Source organism: Acidicapsa dinghuensis (assembly GCF_025685685.1).
GTDB classification, from domain to species: Bacteria; Acidobacteriota; Terriglobia; order Terriglobales; family Acidobacteriaceae; genus Acidicapsa; species Acidicapsa dinghuensis.
Genome location: NZ_JAGSYH010000007.1, coordinates 285188 through 310609, shown reverse-complemented (window position 1 = coordinate 310609; position 25422 = coordinate 285188). Strand labels below are relative to the sequence as shown.

Here is a 25422-nt window from a genome sequence, read left to right as displayed (position 1 = left end):
GAGTTATCGCCACAGCGCCGTATCCGTTGTGCTTGTCGCCTCACCTATTGCAGAGTTCCGCCTGCGACTGTGCCGGTGTGCGGAATGCCAGTGATTGCCGTAGGCTGCGCGGAAGAGGCATACGGCGTCTCCTGCGCATTGACCAGGGCGCCGCTGGTCTGGTTGATCTTGAAGCCACTCAGGGAGCTGCCCAGGAAGTTCACCGTGTAGAGATAACCGAGGTTGCGCGGATCGATGATGACGGCGATCGGCTGCGAACCGGTGGCGAAATCGCCGATTTTGGTGAGGACACCCGAGGCAATGCTGTAAGCGGTGACGGTAGAGTCGATGGAGTTGGTTACGTAGAGAAACTGGTTATTGAACGTGGTGAGAGCTGTTGGCTGTCCGCCGGTAGCTGCGGTGGAAATCAGGCTTGGAGCGCCAGAGGCGATCGAGAATGTATCAACCTGATTATTTATTTGGTCCGTCACGTACAGATACTGGTTGTTGGCGTCCGTGGTCATGGCGGAAAGCTCAGAGCCAACCGGAAGCGGCGTCAGCGCAGTGGCTGTGCCTTTGAAGCTGTAGGTCTGCCCGCTGGGGATGGGAGTAAGACCGCCATCGCTGCCGACCGAGAAGGAGAACAGATAGCCCTGATTGGAGGCGCTGTAGGCGGTTACATAGAGATAGTTGCCATTGGCTGAGACTGTAACGCCAGTGGGCGTGAGCACGGTGCTGTCATTGGCGCTCAACTGAAGCGGCTCATAGCCAAGTCCGTTCGCGTTTGAAACCGGCGTACCCTGGGTGCAGCTCGATGAGCCGCAAACCTGGCCCAGGGAGCCGCTAATGCTACCGGTGGTGCTGGAGTTGCTTTTGCTTGGGGTTACCGCATAGCCGGCAACCAGGCCGGGGCAGGGATTATCCAGGGTGCAGCCCGCGACCGGTTGAAGAGTATCGATAACGTAAAGATAGGTGCCGGCGGTATTCATCGCCAGGCCGACGGGGAAAGTGCCTGGAGTATTGATGGTGCTCTGGGAATAGAGCTTGCCGTCGGTGCCGATACCGGACTGGACGATATTGTTGTCCTGGTTATTGGCAGCGTAAAAGTTCAGAAAATCGGGAGAGACTGTTTCGGCTACCGGCTTGCGGCCGCCGGAAGGGAAAGGCGAGGTCGGAATCTGCCGGAGAGCGCCGGACTCCGAGTTAACTTCGTAAACTTCGATCTGCCCCGGCGACTGCAGCGTGGTGGCTACATACAAGAAATCGACGGTCAGGGTCTGGCAGGCGGTAAATGCTGTGGCCGCCAGGAGAGAGCCTACGGAGACCAGTCCGATCTGGCTGAGTTTGCCGAACTTCATGCGTTTCCTTCGTTACTGTGCCTGGCCTTGTCTGGCCGGATATTTTCCGGTGTAACTTCGAACCACCGGTCGGAAGTTTGAGCAGAAAGGCCGCATCAAGGCATTTCCTGAATTATCTTGAACTTCCCTAAAGATCGACTGAGTGGATTTTTCTTGAGGAAAAATCCACTCGATAGTAGCGGTTTCGGCCTGCATCTATTCAGAAAACGCAATAGCGGCGGGCCTGTTCTGGCGTTTCACGCAAACGAGGACATTAGTTGGTGCGCCCGCTGATCCAGCACCATGTCGCCGGTCCGTTCAACGTCATCTGCCCAGTCCATCCCTGGACCTGGTTCAGCGCGCCGGAGTTCGGATCGAGAAGCTTGCCGGTGACAGTGGAGTCGCCCGCGTTTGCGGTATAGATGAACTGATTCGACGGATCTTCCAGCAGGCATTGCGGTGAAGCGCCTGTGCCGGTATCACTCGTCGTTGAAGTAATGAGCGTATAAGGCGATCCTGATGCTTCGCTGAGCTGGCTGGAGGAAGGATCGATCACGTAGGCGGTGATGCCGGCCGCGGTGTTGATGTCGGATCCGGCCTGGTTGGCTACGTAGAAGTACTTGCCCTTGGACTCGGTGATGCCGAAGATGGGGCTGGTCTCGTTGGGGTCATCCGCTACTGCGCCGCCGACCAGGGCCTGAAGAGCGCCGTTGGTGCCGACGGTGAAGGGCAGAATCTGTCCCGGAGTGGTGCTTGTGCCGACCAGAATCTCATTGTCGAGGACGTAGATCTTGGCGCCTGTGTACAGGATCGCCGTGCCCTGTCCGATAGGCTCTCCGTTGCCATTGGTGATGACCTGCGGAATGCTCTGGCTGAGGGTGAGCTGACCGCTGCTGGAGTTATACGCATACGGATAAACGGTCTGGCCGGCATTGCTGGCCGACGGCGTGGTGCTTGCGCTGGCTGCGCCGGAGAGCGTCATCACGTATCCGGAAGCCATGACGAAGTCGATGGGATTCGCCGGTACCGGGAAGTAGGTGACCTGCGTTCCAGAGGATGCAGTCAACTGCGCATTGGTGACCAGCGTCAGACGGCCGGTGGTCTGGTTGATCTGGAAGATCGTGATGTCGCCGCACGAGGTTGCGCCGATAACGACGGTGCTGCAGTACGTGCTGCTGGGAGCATCATGATCCAACGCGATCAGGTAGTTGCCTGAAGTATCGGCAATTAGACGGAAGGGGTTGATGCCCTGCGTGTAGAAGGTGTTCTGGTAGCTGAGCGAGCCGTTGCCGCCAACCGAAAACTCGGTGATGTTGGAGTTCTGGCAGGGGTCTGTCGTTGTGCAGTTGGCGCCGCCGCTGGCGGTTGTGCCGCGGTTGAGCACGTAAACAAAGGTGCTGCCGTCAACCAGGACGGCGCGAACGGGATTGGCTCCGCCGCTGGATGTGGGGAAGCCATGAAGCAGCTTCAGCTTGCCGTTGTTGTTGTTGATTCCGAAGCCGGTGATGATGCCGTCTCCACTAGGAGTGGCTGTGACCGTGCCGGTGGCGTATAGATATCCGACGGTAAAACTCCGAACGCAAGAGCTGAGGCTGAATACCATGGCCGAGCTTAAGGCGCAGGCCAGCAGAGTCTTGCCGAATTTCCTGAACTTCATGCGATTCCTTCGTCCTGGTCCAGCCCTGGGCCGGCAGGGTCTCGTGTTCCGCAGCTGAGCTGGGTGGGGTTGGGTCCCTCGCTGCATTGTAGAAGGTAGGGCGGCGTTATGCCTAGTTTCCGCATCTGTGCAGAAGTTTGGCATTTAGTCACCCCAGGAGATTACTGTGCTTTGGACGCAGCAGGAGTGAGGTGGTTAGTGGGATGACAGAGATCGGAGATCAGGTTTCAGAGATCAGAAGAGCGTGACATGCGGCTGGCACATTCTGATCGTGAAACCTGATCTCTGAGCTTTGAAACCTGGTCTCCATTTCGCTACCAGACGCGGCAGGAGTGTTCGGGATACATGGGATCACCCTTTTTGCAGTTGAAGGCTTTGCCGAACTCATCAAAGTTCTGCACTGAGCCATTAGCGCGCCAGCGGCCGGGGGAATGCGGATCGGTGAGAGCCGACTGCCGGGCCGAGGGATCGGTCTGATTCTGGCACCAGACCTGAGCAAAGCTGAGGAAGTAGCGCTGCGCCTCGGTATATCCGTCGATTTTGTCGTCGATCGTCTTGTGCTCTTCGGCCAAAGTGTCGAGCAGCGCGAGGTAGGCGATGCGCAGGCCGCCGTTATCGGCTGTGTTTTCGCCAAGAGTGAGCTTGCCGTTGAGGTTCTGCGCGGGCAGGCCGTCGTGCGCGGGCGATGCTTCGAAGCCGTTGTATTCATTCACTTCGCAATCGGTGCGCTCGGTGAACTTCTTCCGGTCCTCGGCTGTCTGCCATTCGCGCAGATTGCCTTTGCCATCATATTTGCTGCCTTCATCGTCGAAGCCGTGCGTCATTTCGTGACCGATGACAACGCCGATGCCGCCGAAGTTCACGGCTGGGTCGGCCTTGAAGTCGAAGAAGGGCGGCTGCAGAATGCCGGCGGGGAAGTTGATGTCGTTCATGGAGGGGTTGTAGTAGGCGTTGACGGTCGGCGGCGTCATGCCCCACTCCTTTTCGTCGACCGGTTTGCCAAGTTTGGAGAGACGCCAGTCGCGCTGGAAGATGGCGGCGCGGCGGGCGTTGCCCAGGGCATCGGTGCTGCTGACAGTGAGGGCGGAGTAGTTGCGCCAGTGCTCGGGATAGCCGATTTTGTTGCGGATGTCGGCGAGCTTGGCTTCGGCGGCCTGTTTGGTCGCGTCACTCATCCACGGCAGGGTGCGGATATCGTCGCCGAGGGACTTTTCGAGCGCTGCGACCAGCTTATCCATGCTGGCTTTAGCTTCGGGAGGGAAGTGCTGCTTCACCCAGTCCTGCCCGACAGCTTCGCCCAGCGCCTGGTCGGTCATGGCGGTGCATTGACGCCAGCGCGGGGTCTGCTCTTTCTGGCCGCTGAGCACTTTGCCGAAGAATGCGAAGTTTTCGTCGTAGAACTTCTGCGGCAATTCCGCGACAGCTCCGTGAATCACATGCCAGCGAAGGTAAGATTGCCAGGCGCTGGCCTGTTCGCTGTTGATCAGGGTGTCGAGTTCCTTGAAGAAATCCGGCGTCGCCACGTTGAGCGTGTCGAAATGGCCGATGCCGATGTCGCGCCAGTAGACGGGCCATGCGAAGTCGGGGGTCAGCTTTTCGAGGTCGGCGACAGCATAGATGTGATAGCGGTTCTCCGGTTCGCGCAGCGCTGTGCGGCTGGTGGAGGCTTTGGCGAGCGCGGTCTCGATACGGAGGACGTCATCGGCCTCCTTCGCGGCCTGATCGGGGCTATCGCCGGCGAGAGTGAACATCTTCGTCACGTGATCTTTGTATTGATCGCGGATGGTGGCGAAGCGCTTAGCGTCGGAGAGGTAGTATTCCCGGTCGGGGAGCGAGAGACCGCTCTGCCGTGTCTCAGCAATCTGCTTGCTGGAGTCTTTTTCGTCCTGGCTCACGGTAAAGGCGATGAGCGGCGCGGCGTCACCCACCTTCTGCAGCGATCCCACGAGCGTGGCGAGTTGTTTAGGGTCGTTGAACGCGGCAATCTGCTTCAGCGCCGGTTCGAGCGGCGTGAGGCCCTTTTTATCAATCAGCGCCGTGTCCATGCAGGCGGCGAAGAAGCTGCCATATTTCTGCTGCAGAGGCGTCTTCGGATTCTTTGCCGCGGCGTCCAGTTCCTGCCACAGCAGGTAACGGTTGCGCTCGCCGAGCAGAGAAAAAGAGCGCGCCCAGCGGACCTGGTCGGCGGGCACCGGGTTGTCCTTGACCCAGTTACCGCAAGCGTACTGGTAAAAGTCCTGGCAGGGATCGGCGGTCTTATCGATGGCCGAGAGATCGAGGCTGCCCACCGATTTGGGCGGCGCAGGCGCGGCGTCATCGGAAGCAAAGAGACTGGGGCCGGTGAGGCTTGCGGTAAACGAAGCCGTGGGCAGAGCCGAGTCCGACTGCGCAAGCGCGAAGGGCGCACAGCCGAGAGAGATAGCGGCAATGGCAAGAATCCCTGAACGGGAAGATCTGATTTTCATCTGAAATCCTCGAGGACGCGCGTCCGGACGAGATGGGACGGTCCGCTCAATATGCAGTTGGCCGGGCAGAAACTGCTGAGTGACAAAGTATCACGGCGGCGAGAAGAATTAGAGGTTCGCCGCCAAGTTTCAACAGGTTGCCCATCGAGTACACTCACCCCATGGCCCTCCGCCTCTTCGTCGCCACCACTAACTCCGGCAAGCTCGCCGACTTTCGCGAGGCCGCCGAGGAGTACCAGATCGACATCGACCCGGTTCCGGGCCTTGCCACGATCCCGGCGCCCGAGGAAGACGGAACCACCTTTGAAGAGAACGCCGTCACCAAGGCCATCTACTACAGCGGATTCGCTCCCAACCAGATTGTCCTCGCCGACGACTCGGGTCTCGAAGTCGATGCTCTCGGCGGCGCGCCGGGAGTCCGCTCAGCTCGATTTGCCGCTGACGCAGGCCTGACCGACTCGCCCGACGCCAACGACAACACCGACGTCTGGAACAACATCGTGCTGTTGCAGAAGCTAGACGGCATCCCTGCCGCGGAGCGTATGGCCCGCTATCGCTGTGTGCTGGCAGCGGCCCGTGATGGGGAGATTCTGCTCACCTCGGAAGGCACGGTCGAGGGCGTGATCCTTGAAGCTCCGCACGGGACGGGTGGGTTCGGGTATGACCCCATCTTCTATCTGCCTAACCTGGATCAGACCATGGCTGATCTGGATATCAGCGTGAAGTTTGGTTTGAGTCATCGGGGGTTGGCATTTGCGGATTTGCTTTCGCGGTTGGCGGTATGAGCGATGAAGTGCAAAACTGCAATCCCTTAACAGAGGAAGCGATTCTGTACTTGTAAGTTTCAAATTTTCCTGACGGCTACGCTGTCATTGTCGGGGAGAGAGGTATGTTTATTCGTTCAGGAGTAAACAAAATTGAAAGCGACACCGGCTTTTCGGTAGAAATCTTGGGGTTGACTGGAATGACATATACCGAGGGAGTTCGCTCAATGTTTGTTGATTCGGAGTTACTTTCAGGAAACGAGATTCAACTCTTTTCACATTCGATTAAGAATTGGGATCCACCTAACCAAGAAGACCCAATAAGTCCCGCCATCAAAGCCCAGATTATTGATAACATTCGTTCCGCATTAGGTTTTGATAATAAAACCATTGTTGTCGACTAAAAGGCAGCAGCTTGCCTGATGCTGACAAACTAATATACTTGCCAAAAGCAACTATCCGTTCTAGCTTCATATTCATGACTATAGCCGCGGCGCAATCTTCCGCTTCCACCGAGATCGCCGCCATCCGCGCCTTCAATCGCTTCTACACAGCGCGGCTCGGCCTGCTGCGCAAGCGTCATCTGGATGGTGACTTCTCTCTCACGGAAGCCCGTACCCTCTACGAAATCGGCGCAAGCCCAGGCCTGACTGCACGCGTTCTACGCAACACGCTCGAACTTGACGCAGGCTACATCAGCCGCACATTGGCTTCACTCCAGAAACGCCGCCTCATCCGCCAGACCACGTCGAAACAAGACGGTCGCGAAAAGCATCTCTCGCTGACGGCGGCCGGCGAAAGAGCCGTCAGCAAACTGAATCAGCAATCCGAGACGCAGATTCAGGAGATCCTCGCAGCCATTCCAGCCGATCAACGCAACGAACTCACGGCAGCACTAACCCGCGCGCACCGCATCCTCAACCGCTCTCAGCAAGACGGTGTCCGCATTCAACGCCTGACTGAACCCACTTCCGAAGCACTCGCCCTCATTCACGAGTACTACGAAGCGGTCCATGTAGTGCAGCGTGACACGCCTACAAAGCTGGCTGACATTCTGCATGCGCCCGGCTCCGGTATGTGGCTCGCCTGGCTCAACGGCAAAGCCGTGGGCTGCGTCGTGCTCCGCGACCTTCCATCTATTCCAGGGGCAGGCGAGTGCAAGCGTCTGTATGTCCAACCCGCAGCCCGCGGCCATCACATTGCCGGCCGCCTGATGGACGCGCTCGAAGACCATGCTCGCTCTCTTGGGCTCACGGCCATCTATCTCGACAGCTATCACGGCCTCAAAGCAGCCATCGCTCTTTATCGCAATCGCGGCTATGACGAGTGCGCCCGGTATAACGACAATCCGCAGGCCACCATCTTTCTGCGCAAACTCCTCGGCAAAGATGCGGCCAAAACCGAACAAGCTCCTCCATTAACAGCAAACAGATGACTGAAATCAGACAATCGAGTGACATTTGTCGCAGGCGCCGCGCCATACACTCATCTGCGACGATATGGCCGGCTTTGAAAAGCTCAAGAACGACTGGGAAGGTCTCGCCGAGCGCGATGCCTTGTGGGCCATCCTCACCGACGCCAGCAAAGCAGGCGGCAGATGGGATCTCGGTGAATTCCTCGCCACAGGGGAAAGCGAAATTCAGACCGTCCTCGATCACCTTGCCCGCATTGGCCGCAACGTCGCCTTCGACGGCACTGCACTGGATTTCGGTTGCGGTGTAGGCCGCCTCACTCAGGCTCTCGCCCGCCGCTTCGCCTCCTGTACCGGTATTGATATCTCGGTGCGCATGATTGAGAAAGCTCGCGCGCTCAACCTTTATCCCAATTGCCGTTATGTCATAGGCTCCGGCTTGACACTGCCTTTTGCCAGCGCTGGTTTTACCTTTGTCTACAGCAACATCGTCCTGCAACACATGTTGCCTGAGTACGCGCAGGCGTATCTCAGGGAGTTCGTGCGTGTCCTCGCTCCCGGCGGCATTCTTGTCTTCGGCGTGCAGGACACCTTCCGCGTGCGCGATCTCAATTCGTTTTCCCTCCGCCTGCGCCAGCGCCTTCGCCTCCGCTCGCGTATCCGCGAAACCTTCGGCAGCGGCGCCCCTGACATGCAGATGCACTGTCTGCCTGAGCTGCTCGTCCGTCGTGCCATCGGTCCCGCCAGAATCGTCGATATTCAGTTCACCAATACCGCCGAAGAAGACTTCAACGGCCGCCTGGTCTATCGCGCTCTTCCTCCGGCAACGGGATATGTCAGCCGGCAGTACTGCGTAATCAAAAGCGCCTGAGCGCATCTCCTCTGCAGGTGCCGGAATCGCAGAATGGCGCGGCGTGCTTTACCCGCGATCGATCTCACTCTCTCCTCTTCTATTCCGCCGTCCCAATTTTCCGTCCGCCTCGACTTCCCGTTTTTTCGTAATGCGGCAAACACCCTGCCCGTTTCCTTGACGCTCCCAAACCCGGCCACGAATAATGCACTATAGATTCGACATAATATCCGCGCCGAATCGTCCCATTTCGCTTAACCGACCACAGATCATCGGCCGTTGATCCATTTCTTCGATCTTTGCCCCTGATCTCTGATCTCTGTCAGGAGTTGCATCCGTATGGCCACAGCCACTCAACCCGCCGGTACTGAACGTCGCGGTGTAGCACCGCTTCGCGCCGGGCAGGGACATTCCTTCTTCTGGCGCAAGCTGCACTCGCTCACCGGCATCATCCCGATCGGCGCCTTCCTTATCGAGCACATCCTGTCGAACTTTGAAGCGCTCAAAGGGCCAGCCGCTTACGCCGCGCAGGTCAAGTTTCTCAACGGCCTGCCGCTCGTGCGTGTCCTCGAGTGGGGATTCATCTTCATTCCCCTCCTCTATCACGCGCTCTACGGCATCTACATCGCCGTTCGCGGCAAGAGCAACGTTGTCTACTATCCGTGGGCCGGTAACTGGATGTACATGGTGCAGCGCTGGACCGGCTACATCGCTTTCCTCTACATCATTCAGCACGTGATTCGCCAGCGCTTCACCGGTGCAGACTTGCCGGAGCATCCCGGCATGGCCTTCGCCAAGGTCCAGCATGAGCTCGCAAATCCGTGGATGCTTGCCGTCTACATCATCGCCATGATCGCCATCTGCTGGCACTTCAGCTATGGCATCTGGCTCTTTGCCGCCAAGTGGGGTATCACTCCCGGCAATAAATCGCGCAAGCGCTTCGCTTATGTCTGCGCCGCTATCGGCATCATCCTCTGCGGCATGGGACTGGCCAGCATCTACGCCTTCGTCTCCGCTCCGCCTGCTCCTGAAGACGTAACGCCGTCCAGTCAGCTTGTACTACCCACCACAACTCCGGGTGCCCCATATCTCGCAGAGATGTGGGAAGGGAAGCCAGCGTTTACCGCCCAAGCCTAAGGAGCCACTATGTCCGAATCCAAACCCCGCATCGGCTCGCAGGAATTTCACGAGATCGCCCCTGACGCCTACGCTGCTCTTATTAAGTTGAGCATGGCCATCGGCGCCTCCGGCCTCGACCTCGGCCTCGTCGAGATGGTCAAGCTCCGCGCCTCGCAAATCAATGGCTGCGCCTTCTGCACGCAGTATCATCTCAACGCGGCGCGCAAGCACAAAGTCCCAGCCGAAAAACTTGACCTCCTCGCCGTCTGGCGCGAAGCCGGCATCTTCACCCCACGCGAACAGGCCGCTCTCGCCTGGACCGAAAAGCTCACCAGCATCGCCGGCAACCACATCTCGGACGAAGACTACGCCGCCGTCACCGCGCAATTCAGCACTGAAGAAACGGCCTGGCTTACCACAGCCATCGGCCTCATCAACACCTGGAACCGCATCGCTGGCCCGCTTCAATTCACTCCGCCCATTCCTAAGCCGGAGAAAGAGCTGGCCAACGCATAAGTTTTAAGGGCCTGGCATGAGGCCCTGGGAAATCAAGGAAGGACTCGCCAAACCTATGGCAGCACCCAAAATCATCGTCGTCGGCGGAGGCCTCGCAGGCCTGGCGGCCGTCATCAAGATCGCCGAAGCCGGCGGCAACGTGGACCTCTTCTCTATCGTCCCCGTCAAGCGCTCGCACTCTGTCTGCGCGCAGGGCGGCATCAACGCTGCTAAAAACCTCAAGGGCGAAGGCGACACCACCGACAAGCACTTCGACGACACCATCTACGGCGGTGACTTCCTCGCCAACCAGACCCCCGTCAAGAACATGTGCGAGGCCGCGCCCGCCATCATCGACCTGCTCGATCGCATGGGCGTCCCCTTCAATCGCACCCCCGAGGGGCTCCTCGATTTCCGCCGCTTCGGTGGCACCCTCTATCACCGCACCGCATTCGCCGGAGCCACCACCGGCCAGCAGCTTCTCTACGCGCTCGACGAGCAGGTCCGTCGCTACGAGTCCGAAGGCAAAGTCCGCAAGTTCGAAGGCTGGGAGTTCCTCTCCGCCGTCATCGATTCGAACGGAGTAGCACGCGGCATCTGCGCCATGGACCTGCGCACCATGGAGCTCCGCATCTTTCCAGCCGATGCCATCATCATGGCCACCGGCGGCATCGGAGCCATCTTCGGCAAGAGCACCAACTCCGTCGTTTGCACCGGCTCCTCCCAGTCCGCTCTCTACCAGCAGGGCGCCTACTACGCTAACGGCGAATTCATCCAGGTCCACCCCACTTCCATCCCCGGCGAAGACAAGCTCCGGCTCATGTCCGAGTCAGCCCGCGGCGAGGGTGGCCGCGTCTGGGTGCCCAAGACACAGGGCGACAAGCGCGCCGCGCGCAGCATCCCCGAGTCTGACCGCTGGTACTTCCTCGAAGAGTGGTACCCCAAATACGGCAACCTCGTCCCCCGCGACGTCGCCACCCGCGCCATCCACAAGGTTGTCTACGAGCACCAGCTCGGCATCGACGGCCAGCCGATGGTCTACCTCGACCTCACCCACATCGACCGCGCCACTCTTGACCGCAAGCTCGGCGGCATCCTCGAAATCTACGAGAAGTTCGTCGGCGACGACCCCCACGAAGTCCCCATGAAGATCTTCCCCGGCATGCACTACACGATGGGCGGTCTTTGGGTCGACTTCAACCAGATGACCAACATTCCCGGCATCTTCGCCGCCGGCGAGGCCGAGTACCAGTACCACGGCGCCAACCGCCTCGGCGCCAACTCGCTCGTCTCCTGCATCTTCGGCGGATTCCAGGCCGGACCCAACGCCCTCGCCTACGCAAAGAGCGTCAGCGCGGTTACAGGTGATGGCGGCGCAGCCAACGAGCTCGCCCGTCAGCAGCAGCTCAACAGCCAGCTTCTGACCTCCAAAGGCACTGAAAACCCTTTCCGCATCTGGCGCGAGCTCGGCGAAACCATGACCGCCAACGTCACCGTCATCCGCTACAACAAAAACATCCAGAAGACCGACGAAAAGATCGTCGAGCTTCTCGATCGCTACCGCAACATCAATCTGAGCGACAAGAGCCAGTGGGCCAACACCAGCTTCGCGTTCACCCGCCAGCTCTACAACATGCTCCAGCTCTCGCGGGTCGTCACCCAGGGTGCGGCCTTGCGCAACGAATCACGCGGCGCGCACTACAAGCCCGACTTCCCGGAGCGCGACGACGCCAACTTCCTGAAGACGACCAAAGCCAGCTTCGCCCCCGACGCCGACGGACCCAAATTCGAATACGAACCCGTCGACACGCAGTACATTCCTCCACGCCCGCGCAAATACTAGGTGGAGGCACGTAGTCTTTTTGTTGTCATCCTGAGCAAAGCGGAGGATCGGCTTCAAGAGTTTTGTAACAGGGCACGGCTTTAGCAGTGCCGCTAGAAACGACGAAATAGGCGGGCTTTAGCCCCTGAGGGAAGGTTGTTCGAGCGTGCTGGGAATGGAGCTATCGAGTGGAAGCCGATCAGCAAAGAGAAGAGCGCGTTGTAAGAGTCGTCGGGACCTCTTGTGCGACTCTCCTCCTCGCGATAGAGGCTTTCATGATGGTGACGCAATCACACCCGTTTTGGTTTTACATCTGGCCACCGGGCTTCTTCGTAGCATCTGTAGCCAACTGGTTTCCGCGCAGAAGTTGGTTGAGGCGTGTACTTCTAGGGCTTGGAATAAGCCTAATGTTAATCGGTTTAGGCTTTTTACTTTGGTTTCACTATGGGGCTCATCGATAGGAATCATGAATCTCATCAGACGTCCTAAATCAACCCTAACGATTTACCAACCGCAATAACTGAAATTAAAACGACGAGACACATCATGGCAAACAAGACCGTAACCATCGAAATCAAGCGTCAATCGGGCCCCGATGCCCAAGCCACCTGGGAAAAGTTCGAGCTCCCCTGGCGTCCCGGCATGAACGTCATCTCCGCCATGATGGAGATCGCGGCCAACCCCGTCACGGCTGCTGGTCAGGAAACGACGCCCATCACCTACGACTCCAACTGCCTCGAAGAGATCTGCGGCTCCTGCGCCATGGTCATCAACGGCAAAGCCCGCATGGCCTGCTCTGCCCTTGTAGATAAGCTGGAACAGCCCATCCGTCTCCAGCCTTTGACCAAGTTTCCCGTCGTGCGTGACCTCGCCGTCGACCGCAGCGTCCTCTTTGAAAACCTCAAGGCCGTCAAGGCCTGGGTTCCCGTTGACGGCACCTATGACCTCGGCTCCGGCCCGCGTATCTCGCCGCAGGAGCAGGAAGTGGCCTACCCGCTCTCCAACTGCATCTCCTGCTGCTGCTGCATGGAGGTTTGCCCGCAGTTCAACGACGCCACCGGCTTCGTCGGCGCAGCCACCATCGCTCAGGTCAAGCTCTTCAACCAGCACCCCAGCGGCAAGGTCCTCAAAGAGGATCGCCTGCGCGCCCTCGCCGGCGACGGCGGCGTCCAGGAGTGCGGCTTCGCCCAGAACTGCGTCCAGGCCTGTCCCAAGCAGCTCCCATTAACCGAAGCCATCAGCGATGTCACCCGCGACGTTATCGTCCAGCAAATCAAGGACTTGGTTCGCAGTTAGCACCGGGCCCAGCATAGTTCCAACTCAAGCCGCGAGATGCCCGGAAGCATGCTGCCGCGCCATCGGTACTCTGTACGTACCGCGAGACGCGACTCTATCCTGTGTGAGACGGAGGGTGAGCGAACGCAATGGATCTGCGGCGCAGAACAACAGGTGGCAGCTACATCCCTGAGATCGACGGGGTGCGGTTTATTGCGATTCTTTCTGTCGTTCTGTACCACATCGCCATTCAAGCCACCGACAGCGTCCGGACCATCCTCTTTCCTTCCGTCCATTATGGGCTTCGCGGAGTGGAAGTATTCTTCGCTCTGAGCGGCTTCATTCTCGGCTTGCCTTTTGCCAAACAGGATTTGCTCGGCGGCAAAAAAGTGCGGATTTCCGCGTATTTTCTGCGCCGCCTCACCCGTCTCGAACCGCCTTACATCGTTTTGCTTCTGCTGCGGTTTGCCTTGCTGGTGGGAGCCATGCACGTAGCTGTCCGGGCTCTTATGCCGCATTTTCTCGCAACCCTGGGATACGTCCACAGCATGGTCTACGGGAAAATGAGCTCTATCAATCCTCCGGTCTGGTCATTGGAAGTCGAAGTGCAGTTTTACTGCCTGGCTCCTATTTTGGCGCTGGTCGCGTTCCGTGGGCCTAAGAACTGGCGCAGAGCGGGATTTCTCGCCGTCATCCTCGCCCTCTCCATCGCTCAGTTATGGATCGGCGATGTTTCCAGGGTGCGGTTGAGTCTCCTCGGCAATCTGCAATATTTTCTCGCCGGATTTCTGGTTTGCGATCTTTACCTGACCGATTGGAAGCGGATCCCATCCCATTGGGGATGGGACGTGATCGGCCTGGCAGCCTGGGGATTTGTCTTCGGACTTGGAGGGACTGGGTGGACCATCTGGTCGGCGGTTTTTATAGCCATTGGAATTGTGTCTGCCTTCAAGGGGCCAATCGGCAGCTGGTTTCTCTCCCTGCCGGCCATCTCCATCATCGGAGGCATGTGCTACAGCATCTACCTTACTCACAACCTGGTGCTGAGCAGCATCGTTAAGGTCTGGCGTTTAGGCATCCCTGCCGGAATGGTGTTGGAACTGGTAGCCGTAGGCGTCGTGGGGCTCGGTTATTACATGCTGTTGGAACGACCATGCATGGACAAAGATTGGCCGAGCAAGCTGTGGAGCCGGCTGACAGGAAGAAAAAAAGAGGATCAAATCACTACGGTCGAGGCACCGGAAGCCGACAACCACCTGAAGGCCGCGTTCCAGGAAAAGCCTTAGGAATACGATTCAGTGGTACAGCAGGTGAAATATCTCCTCCGCGGTTAAGTCAATTCGAATTACAGAGGGGCTGCCGCAAGCACGGCAGCTCTTTTTGTCTTGCAATTTGCATGTCGGATTCGCCAAAGAAGGATTTGAGGTAATGTTGATTGCAATGAGCAACCAAATCGAAGGCATCGAGCCATTGGTTCAAGCTGTACCAAGACGGCAGAGATTAGTGATTGCTGCGTTAGCCTTTGTTGCCGCTAGTGTTTTTTGGAGCGTAGAGGCAACAGAAAGCTCAGTTGCAATGGCGATTTGGGCATGCTTTTTTGTGATCTACGTAGAGGAGTTATTTTTCCCGAAGCTCGCAGCTAAGTATAGGGCAATTACAGTTGCGAGGGCAGTTTGCGCTGGAGTGGCTTTTGCGAGTTTTTTGTGGGAAGCGGTTTTCTTTCATTGGAAACTTGCGCGATGAGAATGCGAAATAGGGCTGCTCATTCTTTTCTTGATGTCAGATCTCGATCATCACAATCCCGACAACCTAGTGTTTGTTATTCCACTTCGCATCAAGCTCCTCTAAATACTCCCCAGGCGAAACCACCTTCACCCCCATACATACTTCTTTCGGGAAATGCTTGAAATTCCCGCTGATCAACCATGCGCCCGATTTCTTAGCTACTTCTTAATCCCGATCTTTGTCTTCGTATAACACGACCGCAATCCTGTACTCAGGCGCTCTTTTCAGCACAGATCCCTCTGAAAAACACTGCTAGCATCTCGCAAATGTTCCACTTCGGCAGACCGAATACCCTGGGCCAGTGGCTCGTGCACGCATTGCTGGCTTTCGTAGCACTCTTTCTCATCTGGTGGCTGCTCAAAACCTACATGCACTGATCAGGCTCCATCGGCAGTTGGCCCAGATTTCGAAATCACTCGAACAACACGGTCCACCTCGCAGTAAGCGGCGCAATTTCCATGCCAAACAGGCGTGCTGCAACAACCTTTAGCGCCGCATTACTCGGCTTCGGGACGCGGTCTTGTGAATCGATCTTGATCAAAGCAACTCCCCACAGGTTGCTATGACACGCAGCAACCTGCGGGAAGTATTCGGGAAAGCCAGTTAATTCAGCGAGACTTCCTGCTTGAGCGGCAGTTCCTGTGACGAGCCGCCTACCATGAAGGTGTAGCTGCCCGGTGTCAGTTTGAACGCGTTCGCGCCTTCGTCGAAGATTTCGAGATATTGTCTTGGCACGCTGACCGAGACCTCTTTGCTCTCGCCCGGCGCTAATGCAACGCGGGTAAAGCCGACCAACCGCTTCGGCGGCTCCTGTGCTGCCGCAGGCAGTCCGGCGTAGACCTCGGCGATCTCAACACCGGCGCGGCTGCCTGTGTTCGTTACCTTGAACGTCACCCTTGGCTCTTTGCCCTCGCTGACCTTCAGGTCCGAATACGAGTAAGTCGTGTATGACAATCCGAATCCGAATGGGAAGAGCACTGGTTTGTTCTCGGCGTCATACCACTTGTAGCCAATCTCCACGCCCTCGTCGTAATGCACGGCAAAGGTGGGCTTGGCGTCTTCCATGCGCATCACGGGCGATGGGCCCTGCGAATGCGGTGGGGGCTGAGCTATCGTCGGATGCGGCAGATCGTCGATGCTCTTCGGGAATGTGATGGGCAGTTTGGCGCTGGGGTTTACATCGCCAAACAGGATGTCGGCCACGGCATCTGAACCTGCGCTGCCCGCATACCAGGCCTCGGCAATTGCGCCTACGCTGTCGACCCAGGGCATCGTTACCGCAGTTCCTGATTCCACCACGATAATGGTCTTAGGGTTGGCTTTTGCAACTGCCTCCACGATCTTGTCTTGCTCATCGGGTAGTGTGAGGTTGGGCAGGTCCATGCCTTCACTCTCCCACTGCTGCACGAAGACGATGGCTACGTCGGATTTCTTCGCCAGCTCCGCCGCTGCGTCGAGATCCTTGCCCGATGCGAACGCAACCTTGGCCGAAGGAGCCCTGGCTTCGATTGATTTGAGCGGCGAGGTAGGGAACCAGACATGCTCGAGCCACTTCGGGTTTGGCGCGCCGGGCGGGTCGACCTGCGCCGAGCCACCGCCGGAGATCATGCCATAGTCGGCGTGGTCACCGATAACTGCGATGGACTGGACGGAGTTTTTGTCGAGCGGAAGAAGGTTGTTCGTGTTCTTCAGCAGGACGATACTGCCGTCTTCGATCTTGCGAGCTTTTGCAAGGTCACCGAAGACATCGACGACGCTCTTGTGGAGGGGATCGTCGACCAGCCCGGCGGCGAACTCGGCACGCAGCACGCGGCGCACATGTTCATCGAGTTCGGACATAGGAATCTTCCCGTCCTGTACAGCTTTCTTAAAGGAGTCTCCGTAGAAGTTTTCCTGCGGCTGCTCCTGATCGAGGCCCGCGGCGGAAGCTTTGATGGTGGAGTGCGTGCCGCCCCAATCCGACAGCACAAAGCCTTTGAAATGCCACTCGTTGCGCAGCACATCGGTGAGTGTGTATTTGTTTTCGCAGGCGTAGTCGCCATTGATGGCGTTGTAGCTGCACATGACGGCCTGCGGATCGCCGACCTCGATGCCGATGTGAAAGGCGAGCAGATCGCTCTCCTGCATGGCGCGGTTCGAGATAACGGAATCGACTTCGTTGCGGCCGCTTTCCTGGTCGTTGATGGCGAAGTGTTTGATGTCGCCGATGACGTGCTGGGCCTGTTCGCACTTAATGCGGTTGCCGACCAGCGTACCGGCGAGGACCGGGTCTTCGCCCTGGTACTCGAAGGTGCGTCCATTGCGCGGCTCACGGGTGAGGTTGACGCCGCCACCAAGGGTCATGTTGTAACCCTGGGCGCGAAGTTCGCTGCCGATGACTTCGCCATAGGCGCAGGCGGCTTCGGGGTCCCAACTGGCCGCCGCGCCGAGATTTGAGGGCAGGGCAGTGGAATAACGGCCATTCATGGCGCTGGAGCGGACGCCGTAGGCCGCGTCGCTCATCTGAATGAAGGGAATGCCGAGACGGTCAATGCCGAGCACGAAACCGGCGCCCCCGTTGCCGAGATAGTAGTTGGGCTTCGGTTTGCCCCAGCCGGGCATGCCCTGGCCGTGGATGAGATCGACCTTTTCATCGAGCGTGAGCTCTTTAAGGACGAGCTCGGCGCGTTCATCGGGCGACAGGCTCTTGTCCATGTACTTGGCGTGGGCCCATGCGGGTTCTGGCGGACGACGGCGGGGAGATTGCGCAACAAGCATGCTACCCGCCGCGATGGCTGCGAGAGCTACGGCGGCGGAAAGGCGAAATCGCCAAGGCGAAGCGAGCGTCATACTGGACCTTCCGGAAGAGTTTTCGGGGAGCATTTTTCCGCCACCCATCATACTCGCGCAAGTGTACTAGTAAAACGTATAAGCTGGCATTTTTGCGAGGAACAGCGGGAGGCGAAAAGCGGCTAGATCTGATGTCAGTGAGATGCAGGCAGACTGATGCGGTAGATATGTTGTGACGCTGTCAGCACCAGCAGTTGTTTGTCGCCGGGCACAAACCGCGCGGCAAGCACATCGTGGTCGAGCGTGACAGCCAGCAAGCGCTTTCCTGTGACGATGTCATAGACGTTCAGCTCCTGAGGCCTGTCTGTCGCAGCCACCATGCCAAGGTTTTCATCGCCAGCGAGTGCGCGGCCAAAGAATGTCAGCAGCCGACCGCCGTCGGAAACGCGATAAACCACCGTGTTGTTGTGGTCACCGTAAACGGCCAGCAGACTTCCGAAGAGCCTGGTGTTTCGTTCGGCGTCCTCGTTTGAGATCAGCTGCGGAGTGGCGATGGCGCGTTCTACCTGCCCAGTGCGGTCGGAGACTATCTCGACCAGTGTTCCGCGGTCGTCGAGAAATCCCCGGTTCCAGTCGGATGTGCGGATCAATTGCTTATGATTGCGCCTGGCTTCGTTTTCTCCTGAGTCGCTGCGCCTGCTCATCACAAAGAGCAGCTTGTCTCCATCCGCCGGAACTATCTCAGGGAGATGGTAGTCGAAGTGCGTGGTCCATAGATGCGCTTCACTCGACGCATCGTAAGCCTCCAGATCCACGTCCGTATCAGCGCTTTGCTGCATGCTCCGTGGTTTGATCCGCATGCGGATGCTGCCGTACTGCACCGGATCGGCGAGCCGGGTTAGTGAGCTTGCGTACTTATGCGTTCGCTTGTCGATATTTATGTCGATCGATGGATTGAGCTCATGGTGGATGAATTGCACCTGGAGCTTGCCGTCGTCCTGCACAGCAACGGCTCGGAAGGGTGAAGTGACGGCCATCAGTTTTCCGGTAGATAGATCCCATTCGGCTCCGCGGGCGCGGTCGGAGATGGCAAGATATCGGCCGTTCATACTGAAGGCGTTCGACTCCAGGGCTGCCAGTGGAGTAACCGGTAGTCTGACCTCTTCCATGCTGCCACCTAACTTACCAACAGCGATGCCACCGTTCGGAGTTTCGGCAGCCAGTTTATCGCCAGCCACATCCACTGTTTCCAGCCGGAACTCTTTCTTTTCTCTGCCTGTGACCGGGTCTACGAGCGCAGCGGCGGCGCTTCTCAGCGGACCAAAGAGCAGATCGTCGCCGGAAGTTACCCCGGTCAACCAGCCTCTCGGAAGGTCAAAACTGGCAATGTCGCGGCCTTCCGGAAACGTGGTGTAGCACATCTTATATGTTTCATCCGCCCGGCCGGTCTTGTAGGTCCAGTCGCAGGTAGAGGCCAGCTTATCGGAACCGACAAACGCGAATCGCTCCTGCGACAGGTAGGAGAGTGTCTTCTGCAAAGGAACTGTCTGATGGTGCAACAGGTCATACGCCATAGCAGAAGTACCGGATGCACCAACGAAGTACCGCCCGTCGCTCGTCCAGCGCATGAGTACCTGGAAGTTGGTGTTAAGCCTCCCTGGCGCATCCATTCCAAACATCGTGCCGCGGTCGAAAAAGTGCATGTTCTGGTAGAGCATGCGCCCTGTGTGCACCTCGAAGAGCTTTAGCCATACCGGGCCGCCGTAGTAGCTGACGCATGCCATTACATTTCCATCGGGAGACAGGCTGGTTTGTACACATCCGGCGTAATCCACGAAATCAAGCGTGTCGGCGAGTTGTCCTGTAGAGATGTTCCATTTTTCAATGTGCAGGTCGTTGTAGTTAAGGGCCAGGAATTGCGAGTCTGGTGAAAACTGCGCCAGTTCCGCGTCGAGCGCATCAACAGAAAAGAGCAGCTTTAAGGGAGACGTACTCAACACGTGAATCTTGTAGCGATCCTGGGCGAGCACATACTTTCCGTCCCGGCTGAGCATTACGTTTTCGAGCGCCGGATTCATTGGCGGCTGCAGCGGAATGAATGAGAGGCCAGCGGTAGCCGGCATCAGCGGATCGATGCGTTGGCTGCCCAGAGTCTCCTGGAACGGCTTGAATCCGCGCCGATAGACATGGCGTGACTGACGGCATTCGGAAGGAAGGGAATCGACGGATTTATGCGCCATTTTTACGCGGACGCTTATTTCCGGAGTGGTATCGAAAAGGTCGGTAAACAGGTTGCCGGTGAACCCTCCATTGTTATTAACCCGGTCAAGAAACACGGCGAACGCGCTCGGGTCATAACTTGCCTTAATCATGGCGTAAAGCCCGACCTGATCAGCCAGCAACTCATCCTTTTTCTGGTCGCCTGGACTTAGCTGCGAGTCATTGGTGGGAGGAACATCGAGCATGCGTTCAAACTTGTCGTAGATATCCGCCTGGTCGCTTACGGCCTTCACATGCAGGAGCTTATTCAACCGGAGCGTGACCACCGAAGCGGAGTGGTGAATGTATACACGGCCGATCTCCTGCGCCAGCATGGCGGCCAGCTCATCTTCGTTGCGTGCATCCATGATGAGTTTGCGGCTGATGTAGATGTGGCCGCCGGCCAGTGAAAACGCCCGCAGATCGGGCGACTCAAAGACGCGGAAGGTGTAATGGATCGAGGTGGGCGGAAGCTGATCGAGCAGCCGTTTGCCAATCTCATCGAGATATGTGCTTTCCGTTGCGGGCAGAAGCGTGTAGCGCGGCTCCACCATGTCGGCTTGCGCATCGCCCAGCCATTGCTCCTGCTCTTCCGTAAAGATGTTTAGGCGGGAAATACTTAATTGCGGCGCACGAAGGGAACAGGGAAGATCTGCCGCGCCAGCGACACGAGTCATCATGAACAACAAAATCAGTCCCAGCGCTCGATACATGATGTAGTTACTAAGAGCAGAAGCTTCAAGAGGTTCCTATGCTAGCTCACGTAACCTGGCTGCCGCAAATGTCTCAAGCGGTTTGGATTCCAGCCAGGTGATCACTCAGCAGGAAGCCGCAATCTGTGCTCAATCTTCCATGCCAGGACGCGCGCAGCACCTATTTCTAGTGCAACATCACGTTTTGTCCTGGACTATCCAGCGAAAAGGTTGGTATCTCGATATGGAATTGCTCACCGCTTTCGCTCTCCATCAGATAAGCGCCGCCCATCATACCGGAAGGTGTGTTGAGCGGTGCGCCGCTGGTGTATTGGAAACTCTCACCCGGCCTTAGTACAGGTTGCTCACCGACGACTCCCGGCCCTTTCACTTCGGTGAACTCGCCCCTGGCGTTGGTGATCATCCAATGCCTGCTCCGCAGTTGCACCGTTTCGTTGCCCCGGTTCTCAATCGTCACCCGGTAGGCCCACACATATTGTGCGTTTGCCGGCGAAGAATTTGCTTCCAGGTAGGTGGGCACAACGCTTACCGCGATGTTTCGCGTCACGGCCGTATATGGAGTTCGATCTGCCATATACAGAGCTTAAAAGAGCGCAGGGGAAAAGTGTCAGGCTTTCCCGCCATGGCAGCCCGCACGCGATTAGCTGTGTGAGATGAAACCAGATCTCCAATCGCCGGATTTTTGAACAGCGAAACTTCAAACCACCGCTTATTCCGATAGGGGCTATGCAATAGCTCTGCCGGAGTTAAGGTTATGCTGATAGTCCGACGATGGAAGGCGTTTCACCGCCTTTTCGCAATCGTAACGGCGCTTTGGATCGTCTACCTGACGATAGTGGTTCCTATTCGGTTGAGGCATCGCGCCGAAACCCGTCTCGGCGAGCGTTTGGCTAACTGTGCCCATTTCACTCCGGAGCATACGGTCGCGTACGACGGCGAGTGCATGGACATTGCGGAACATCTTTATGTCATCGACAAGAATGTTGCGGGCAGCTATTTCGGTCCTGAGGGCCTCTTGACTCTGTTTGCAGCAGCTTTAGGCATGCCGTTGGCTTTCTATGGCCTGATCGCGGGTTCCGCACTACTGCTCCGTCATCTGCGCCGAACCCGTTCCGACGAACCGCCGCAGGGCACAGCGGCTTGAGCCGGTCAGGAACTATCCTGGCCGCTCAGCCGTAAGTTAGAGAGTCTGGCGGCATAATTGGCATAACCAGATTTCCTGCGCGCCGTCAGATATCGGTACACTTGAAAGGCGCATGCAAGGTAATCCCCCAGTTCGATCGGCGGTGCTCCTCTGGCTCCTGCTGGCTGTTGCGTTAGTTCCGCGCGCATTCGCTGCGCAACCCGGCTCGACTGAGATTTTCATCGCCATCAATGCGATGCAGGTTTCCATTCCTGCGGCGACGCATGGCACGATCCACCTTGAAGGTCCATGGAGCTTCCATGAAGGCGATGACGCGCGCTGGTCAGACCCATCCTTCGATGACACCAGTTGGGACAAGGTCATGCTCGGCACGCCATTCAACGAGCAGGGAATCGACACCTATACCGGATATGCCTGGTACCGAATCCGCATCCAGCTTCAGCCCAACTCCAAGGCTGCCGAGACGCAGCTTGCCCTGCTTGTCACTCCATATAGCGTAGGCCAGCTTGAGGTCTTCGTAAACGGTGTGGAAACGGGCCAAACCCGAGGCATGGCAAGCCACATGGAATACCTCACGGGCCCGTTCATCAATACGCTTCCCAAGCCACAGCCAGACGGCACCATTCTCATCGCGATTCGATCCTGGGTCAGCGGTTCCGTTGTCCATGGTCTCGTGAATCAGGTGACGATTGGCGGTCCGGATCATATCCAGGAAAGCTACTTGCTGGCTAAAGCGCGCCATTGGGACCAGAACATTGCCGCCAAGATTATCGCGGGTTTTCTTTTTTTCTGCGTGGCACTGGTAGCGGCCACTTTGTACATCGCGCAGCGTCATCACTCGGAATATCTCTGGCTATGTATTCTCTGCCTCTCCATTACCGTGCGCGGATCGCTGGAGGCGGCGTTTGCACTTGCATGGGTGCCATTACGGGTCTATGACCTGCTTCAGCCATGGACGGTCTGGTTCTTCTTTGCCTCGACGCTTGAGTTTGTTCTTCGCTTTACCGGGAATGCGACTCGCCGATTTGTACGCATCATCCAGATAGGTGCGCTGTTGCTACCGCTGGCTTCCGACTTCCAACTGTACCGGGTGAGTGGTTATCTCGGGTATCTGATAGAAATTGTGTTCTGCGCGCTGGTCGTACTGATGCTATTCCGCGCCTGGCGCAAAGGTCGTTCAGAGACCGGCGTAATGTTGGTGCCATTTATTCTCGCGGCGGTGGTTGACTCCATCGACACGCTGCTTGGAGTCGCCGCTTCGTGGAAATGGATTCCGGAGAGTTACGCCACTCCTAACTTTCATCTCGGCCCCATTCAATACAGTGTCAGCACGGTCACGGATCTTGTATTTCTCGGCAGCCTGATTTCGGTCATCTTTTACCGCTTTATTCGCGTCAGCCAGGATGAGCAGCGCTCCTCGGCTGAAATTGAAGCCGCGCGTAGCGTGCAAGCACTGCTGATTCCAACTCAGCTGCCGTCGAATCGTAATTTCCTGCTCGAAAGCGCCTATCTGCCCGTCAGTGGTGTCGGCGGTGATTTCTTTCAGGTGCTGCCGCTCAAAGATGACTCGATGCTTATCGTTGTGGGCGACGTCAGCGGCAAGGGGCTGCAGGCTGCGATGAGTGCCAGCACGCTTGTCGGAGCGCTTCGCAACGAGCTTTCTAATGATCCTGCAACGATTCTCGCTCATCTCAACCAGGTCATGCTGGGCAACGTTCTGGAGCCGTCCGGCAAGTCCGGCACGAACGCCGTTGCGGGCTTTGCTACCTGCCTCTGTGCGCGCATCTATCCAGACGGCAGGATGGTCATAGCCAATGCAGGGCACCTTAGCCCCTACCGCGATGGAAGAGAACTTGAGCTTTCGCCGTGTCTGCCACTTGGCGTCATTCCTAATGTTGAATATGAGCAGGCCACCTTGCAGCTTAAGCATGGTGACCGTCTCATCTTTCTGTCGGATGGCGTTGTTGAAGCTACGGACCCCAAGGGCGAGCTCTTTGGTTTTGAACGTACGCAGCAGGTCAGTCACGAGTCGCCGCGATACATCGCACAGACCGCGCAACGCTTCGGTCAGAATGACGACATTACTGTCGTTGGGCTGTATTTTGTTCCGGCATGATCTGCAATCGATCCTGCTACAATCCCACCCATAGCGCTCCACCTAAATCATCCTCATGAAAACTCACTACAATCTTGCCGCCGCCTTCCTTGTATCGACCATGACCCTTGCCCAGACCGCTCCCTCAAAGCCCGAAGCCAAAGCCAAGCTTACGCCCGATCAGGTGCATCGCAGCGCCATCGTGATCGACACGCATGAAGACACACCGCAGCGTTTCCTCGACGATCACTGGAATCTTGGTGATCCGCTTGGCGATGGCCAGGTCAATCTTGACGCCATCCACAAGGGCAATCTTGGCGCTTCGTTCATGTCTATTTGGGTCGAGCCCACTCTCTATAAGGACCACTTCGCACGCCGCACCCTCGAGCTGATCGATGCGGTCCACGAGCAGGCGGCGAAGTATCCGGATCAGATCAAGCTGGTCACCTCAGCTGAGGGCATTGAGCAGGCGCATCACGAGCACAAATACGCCATGCTGATGGGCATCGAAGGCGGGCACTCCATCGAGGACTCGCTCGGACTACTGCGTATGTATTACGACCTTGGCGTTCGTTACATGACGCTGACGTGGTCCAACTCGAATGGCTGGGCTGATTCTTCCGGCGACGACAAAAATGCCAGCGTTCCGCATACCAAAGAGGGTCTCAGCGAGTTCGGCAAGGATGTTGTCTACGAGATGAACCGTCTCGGCATGATCGTGGATATTTCGCATGTCAGCGACAAGACTTTCTATCGCACGCTTGTCATTACACGCGCTCCGGTAATTGCTTCGCATTCGGGCGCACGTGCACTCTGCGATGCTCCGCGCAACATGACAGATGACATGCTCCGCGCCGTAGCCAATTACGGCGGGGGACCGGACAGCAAGGGCGGCGTCGTTATGGTCAATTTCTACTCTGCGTTTGTTTCGCAGAAGTACCGCGATGCGCAGCTGGTCCAGCGCGACGAGGTCAAGAAGGCCGAGCAGGCGCTAAAGGATAAGTTCAAGGCCGAGGGGAAAGAGGTCACTTACTCGGATATCTCCAAGCTGGATCGCGAATACGCCGACCGGATTCCGCGTCCGCCGCTGAGCGATCTCATCGATCAGATTGACCACATTGCCAAGGTCGCAGGTATCGACCATGTTGGGCTTGGATCGGACTTTGACGGTGTCGATGGCCAGCTTCCGGAAGGCATCAACTCTGCAGCCGATCTGCCAAAGATCACTGAGGCTCTCATGGCTCGCGGTTATTCGGCTGAGGACTGCCGAAAGATTCTCGGCGGAAACTTCCTTCGCGTTTTCAAGGAAGTGGAAGCTGTGTCAAAGCAGCTTCAGGCAGAGAGCCGCCCTCGCATCACGGTGAAGCAGCCGTTTGAAAAGAAAGCGAAGTAAACTGCCTCTTTCGTCCGCTCCACTGCAAGATGGAATGCAGAAGAGCGCTTAGAACTCGAAATTCGTATCAGTATGCAATATAAAAGTTGC

General features: G+C 57.4%; 19 protein-coding genes. 13 read left to right on the top strand and 6 right to left on the bottom strand.

What is annotated here, in order from left to right:
* Positions 1-44: 44 nt before the first annotated feature.
* The 3 genes from OHL22_RS20790 to OHL22_RS20780 form a co-directional block, all read right to left on the bottom strand.
* Positions 45-1337, bottom strand: a complete 1293-nt coding sequence (locus tag OHL22_RS20790; protein ID WP_263341551.1) for a lactonase family protein — start codon at positions 1335-1337, stop codon at positions 45-47.
* A 253-nt stretch (positions 1338-1590) separates the two neighbouring features.
* Complete coding sequence (locus OHL22_RS20785) at positions 1591-2973, bottom strand: lactonase family protein (RefSeq protein ID WP_263341549.1); 1383 nt, start codon at positions 2971-2973, stop codon at positions 1591-1593.
* A gap of 314 nt (positions 2974-3287) precedes the next feature.
* Entirely contained in the window at positions 3288-5438 is a 2151-nt protein-coding gene (locus OHL22_RS20780; RefSeq protein WP_263341548.1) for a M13 family metallopeptidase, read from the bottom strand.
* A gap of 161 nt (positions 5439-5599) precedes the next feature.
* Here OHL22_RS20780 and OHL22_RS20775 point away from each other — a divergent pair, with 161 nt between their 5' ends.
* The 10 genes from OHL22_RS20775 to OHL22_RS20730 all read left to right on the top strand — a co-directional run bounded on the left by OHL22_RS20775 (position 5600) and on the right by OHL22_RS20730 (position 14917).
* On the top strand, positions 5600-6223 hold the full coding sequence (locus OHL22_RS20775; RefSeq protein WP_263341547.1) for a non-canonical purine NTP pyrophosphatase: 624 nt from the start codon (positions 5600-5602) through the stop codon (positions 6221-6223).
* A gap of 104 nt (positions 6224-6327) precedes the next feature.
* The gene (locus OHL22_RS20770; RefSeq protein ID WP_263341545.1) at positions 6328-6606 is read left to right on the top strand and encodes an Imm74 family immunity protein; all 279 of its coding nucleotides are present in this window, start codon (positions 6328-6330) and stop codon (positions 6604-6606) included.
* A 74-nt stretch (positions 6607-6680) separates the two neighbouring features.
* Positions 6681-7637, top strand: coding sequence for a bifunctional helix-turn-helix transcriptional regulator/GNAT family N-acetyltransferase (locus tag OHL22_RS20765; RefSeq protein ID WP_263341544.1), 957 nt, complete (start codon positions 6681-6683; stop codon positions 7635-7637).
* Positions 7638-7662: 25 nt separating this feature from the next.
* A complete protein-coding gene (locus OHL22_RS20760; protein ID WP_263341543.1) occupies positions 7663-8484 on the top strand; it encodes a class I SAM-dependent methyltransferase in 822 nt (273 codons plus the stop codon).
* 318 nt (positions 8485-8802) lie between these two features.
* Positions 8803-9600, top strand: a complete 798-nt coding sequence (locus OHL22_RS20755; protein ID WP_263341542.1) for a succinate dehydrogenase cytochrome b558 subunit — start codon at positions 8803-8805, stop codon at positions 9598-9600.
* Positions 9601-9609: 9 nt separating this feature from the next.
* Complete coding sequence (locus tag OHL22_RS20750) at positions 9610-10098, top strand: carboxymuconolactone decarboxylase family protein (RefSeq protein ID WP_263341540.1); 489 nt, start codon at positions 9610-9612, stop codon at positions 10096-10098.
* 55 nt (positions 10099-10153) lie between these two features.
* A complete protein-coding gene (sdhA, locus tag OHL22_RS20745; protein ID WP_263341539.1) occupies positions 10154-11920 on the top strand; it encodes a succinate dehydrogenase flavoprotein subunit in 1767 nt (588 codons plus the stop codon).
* A 525-nt stretch (positions 11921-12445) separates the two neighbouring features.
* Complete coding sequence (sdhB, locus tag OHL22_RS20740; RefSeq protein WP_263341537.1) at positions 12446-13195, top strand: succinate dehydrogenase iron-sulfur subunit; 750 nt, start codon at positions 12446-12448, stop codon at positions 13193-13195.
* 128 nt (positions 13196-13323) lie between these two features.
* Positions 13324-14460 (top strand): acyltransferase family protein, encoded by a 1137-nt coding sequence (locus OHL22_RS20735; RefSeq protein WP_263341535.1) that lies wholly within the window; start codon positions 13324-13326, stop codon positions 14458-14460.
* Between the two features lie 142 nt (positions 14461-14602).
* The gene (locus OHL22_RS20730) at positions 14603-14917 is read left to right on the top strand and encodes a hypothetical protein (protein WP_263341534.1); all 315 of its coding nucleotides are present in this window, start codon (positions 14603-14605) and stop codon (positions 14915-14917) included.
* Positions 14918-15562: 645 nt separating this feature from the next.
* Here OHL22_RS20730 and OHL22_RS20725 read toward each other — a convergent pair.
* From OHL22_RS20725 to apaG, 3 genes are all read right to left on the bottom strand, one after another.
* Positions 15563-17788: a beta-glucosidase gene (locus OHL22_RS20725; RefSeq protein WP_263341533.1), complete on the bottom strand. Its 2226-nt coding sequence runs from the start codon at positions 17786-17788 to the stop codon at positions 15563-15565.
* A 134-nt stretch (positions 17789-17922) separates the two neighbouring features.
* Complete coding sequence (locus OHL22_RS20720) at positions 17923-20700, bottom strand: M48 family metalloprotease (protein WP_263341532.1); 2778 nt, start codon at positions 20698-20700, stop codon at positions 17923-17925.
* A 166-nt stretch (positions 20701-20866) separates the two neighbouring features.
* A complete protein-coding gene (gene apaG / locus OHL22_RS20715; RefSeq protein ID WP_263341531.1) occupies positions 20867-21274 on the bottom strand; it encodes a Co2+/Mg2+ efflux protein ApaG in 408 nt (135 codons plus the stop codon).
* A gap of 180 nt (positions 21275-21454) precedes the next feature.
* Between apaG and OHL22_RS20710 the strand changes: the two genes are divergently transcribed.
* The 3 genes from OHL22_RS20710 (at position 21455) to OHL22_RS20700 (ending at position 25332) form a co-directional block, all read left to right on the top strand.
* Positions 21455-21844, top strand: a complete 390-nt coding sequence (locus tag OHL22_RS20710; RefSeq protein ID WP_263341529.1) for a hypothetical protein — start codon at positions 21455-21457, stop codon at positions 21842-21844.
* Positions 21845-21956: 112 nt separating this feature from the next.
* Positions 21957-23960: a PP2C family protein-serine/threonine phosphatase gene (locus OHL22_RS20705; RefSeq protein WP_263341528.1), complete on the top strand. Its 2004-nt coding sequence runs from the start codon at positions 21957-21959 to the stop codon at positions 23958-23960.
* 55 nt (positions 23961-24015) lie between these two features.
* Positions 24016-25332, top strand: coding sequence for a dipeptidase (locus OHL22_RS20700; RefSeq protein WP_263341527.1), 1317 nt, complete (start codon positions 24016-24018; stop codon positions 25330-25332).
* Positions 25333-25422: the final 90 nt, after the last annotated feature.

Excerpts from the sequence above, each read along its gene's own strand:
- OHL22_RS20770 (WP_263341545.1), top strand. The coding sequence starts at position 6,328 with ATGTTTATTCGTTCAGGAGTAAACAAAATTGAAAGCGACACCGGCTTT.
- apaG (WP_263341531.1), bottom strand. The coding sequence starts at position 21,274 with ATGGCAGATCGAACTCCATATACGGCCGTGACGCGAAACATCGCGGTA.
- OHL22_RS20720 (WP_263341532.1), bottom strand. The coding sequence starts at position 20,700 with ATGTATCGAGCGCTGGGACTGATTTTGTTGTTCATGATGACTCGTGTC.
- OHL22_RS20705 (WP_263341528.1), top strand. The coding sequence starts at position 21,957 with ATGCAAGGTAATCCCCCAGTTCGATCGGCGGTGCTCCTCTGGCTCCTG.
- OHL22_RS20750 (WP_263341540.1), top strand. The coding sequence starts at position 9,610 with ATGTCCGAATCCAAACCCCGCATCGGCTCGCAGGAATTTCACGAGATC.
- OHL22_RS20790 (WP_263341551.1), bottom strand. The coding sequence starts at position 1,337 with ATGAAGTTCGGCAAACTCAGCCAGATCGGACTGGTCTCCGTAGGCTCT.
- OHL22_RS20710 (WP_263341529.1), top strand. The coding sequence starts at position 21,455 with ATGCTGATAGTCCGACGATGGAAGGCGTTTCACCGCCTTTTCGCAATC.
- OHL22_RS20735 (WP_263341535.1), top strand. The coding sequence starts at position 13,324 with ATGGATCTGCGGCGCAGAACAACAGGTGGCAGCTACATCCCTGAGATC.
- OHL22_RS20730 (WP_263341534.1), top strand. The coding sequence starts at position 14,603 with ATGTTGATTGCAATGAGCAACCAAATCGAAGGCATCGAGCCATTGGTT.
- sdhB (WP_263341537.1), top strand. The coding sequence starts at position 12,446 with ATGGCAAACAAGACCGTAACCATCGAAATCAAGCGTCAATCGGGCCCC.
- OHL22_RS20785 (WP_263341549.1), bottom strand. The coding sequence starts at position 2,973 with ATGAAGTTCAGGAAATTCGGCAAGACTCTGCTGGCCTGCGCCTTAAGC.
- OHL22_RS20725 (WP_263341533.1), bottom strand. The coding sequence starts at position 17,788 with ATGACGCTCGCTTCGCCTTGGCGATTTCGCCTTTCCGCCGCCGTAGCT.
- OHL22_RS20775 (WP_263341547.1), top strand. The coding sequence starts at position 5,600 with ATGGCCCTCCGCCTCTTCGTCGCCACCACTAACTCCGGCAAGCTCGCC.
- sdhA (WP_263341539.1), top strand. The coding sequence starts at position 10,154 with ATGGCAGCACCCAAAATCATCGTCGTCGGCGGAGGCCTCGCAGGCCTG.
- OHL22_RS20765 (WP_263341544.1), top strand. The coding sequence starts at position 6,681 with ATGACTATAGCCGCGGCGCAATCTTCCGCTTCCACCGAGATCGCCGCC.
- OHL22_RS20755 (WP_263341542.1), top strand. The coding sequence starts at position 8,803 with ATGGCCACAGCCACTCAACCCGCCGGTACTGAACGTCGCGGTGTAGCA.
- OHL22_RS20780 (WP_263341548.1), bottom strand. The coding sequence starts at position 5,438 with ATGAAAATCAGATCTTCCCGTTCAGGGATTCTTGCCATTGCCGCTATC.
- OHL22_RS20700 (WP_263341527.1), top strand. The coding sequence starts at position 24,016 with ATGAAAACTCACTACAATCTTGCCGCCGCCTTCCTTGTATCGACCATG.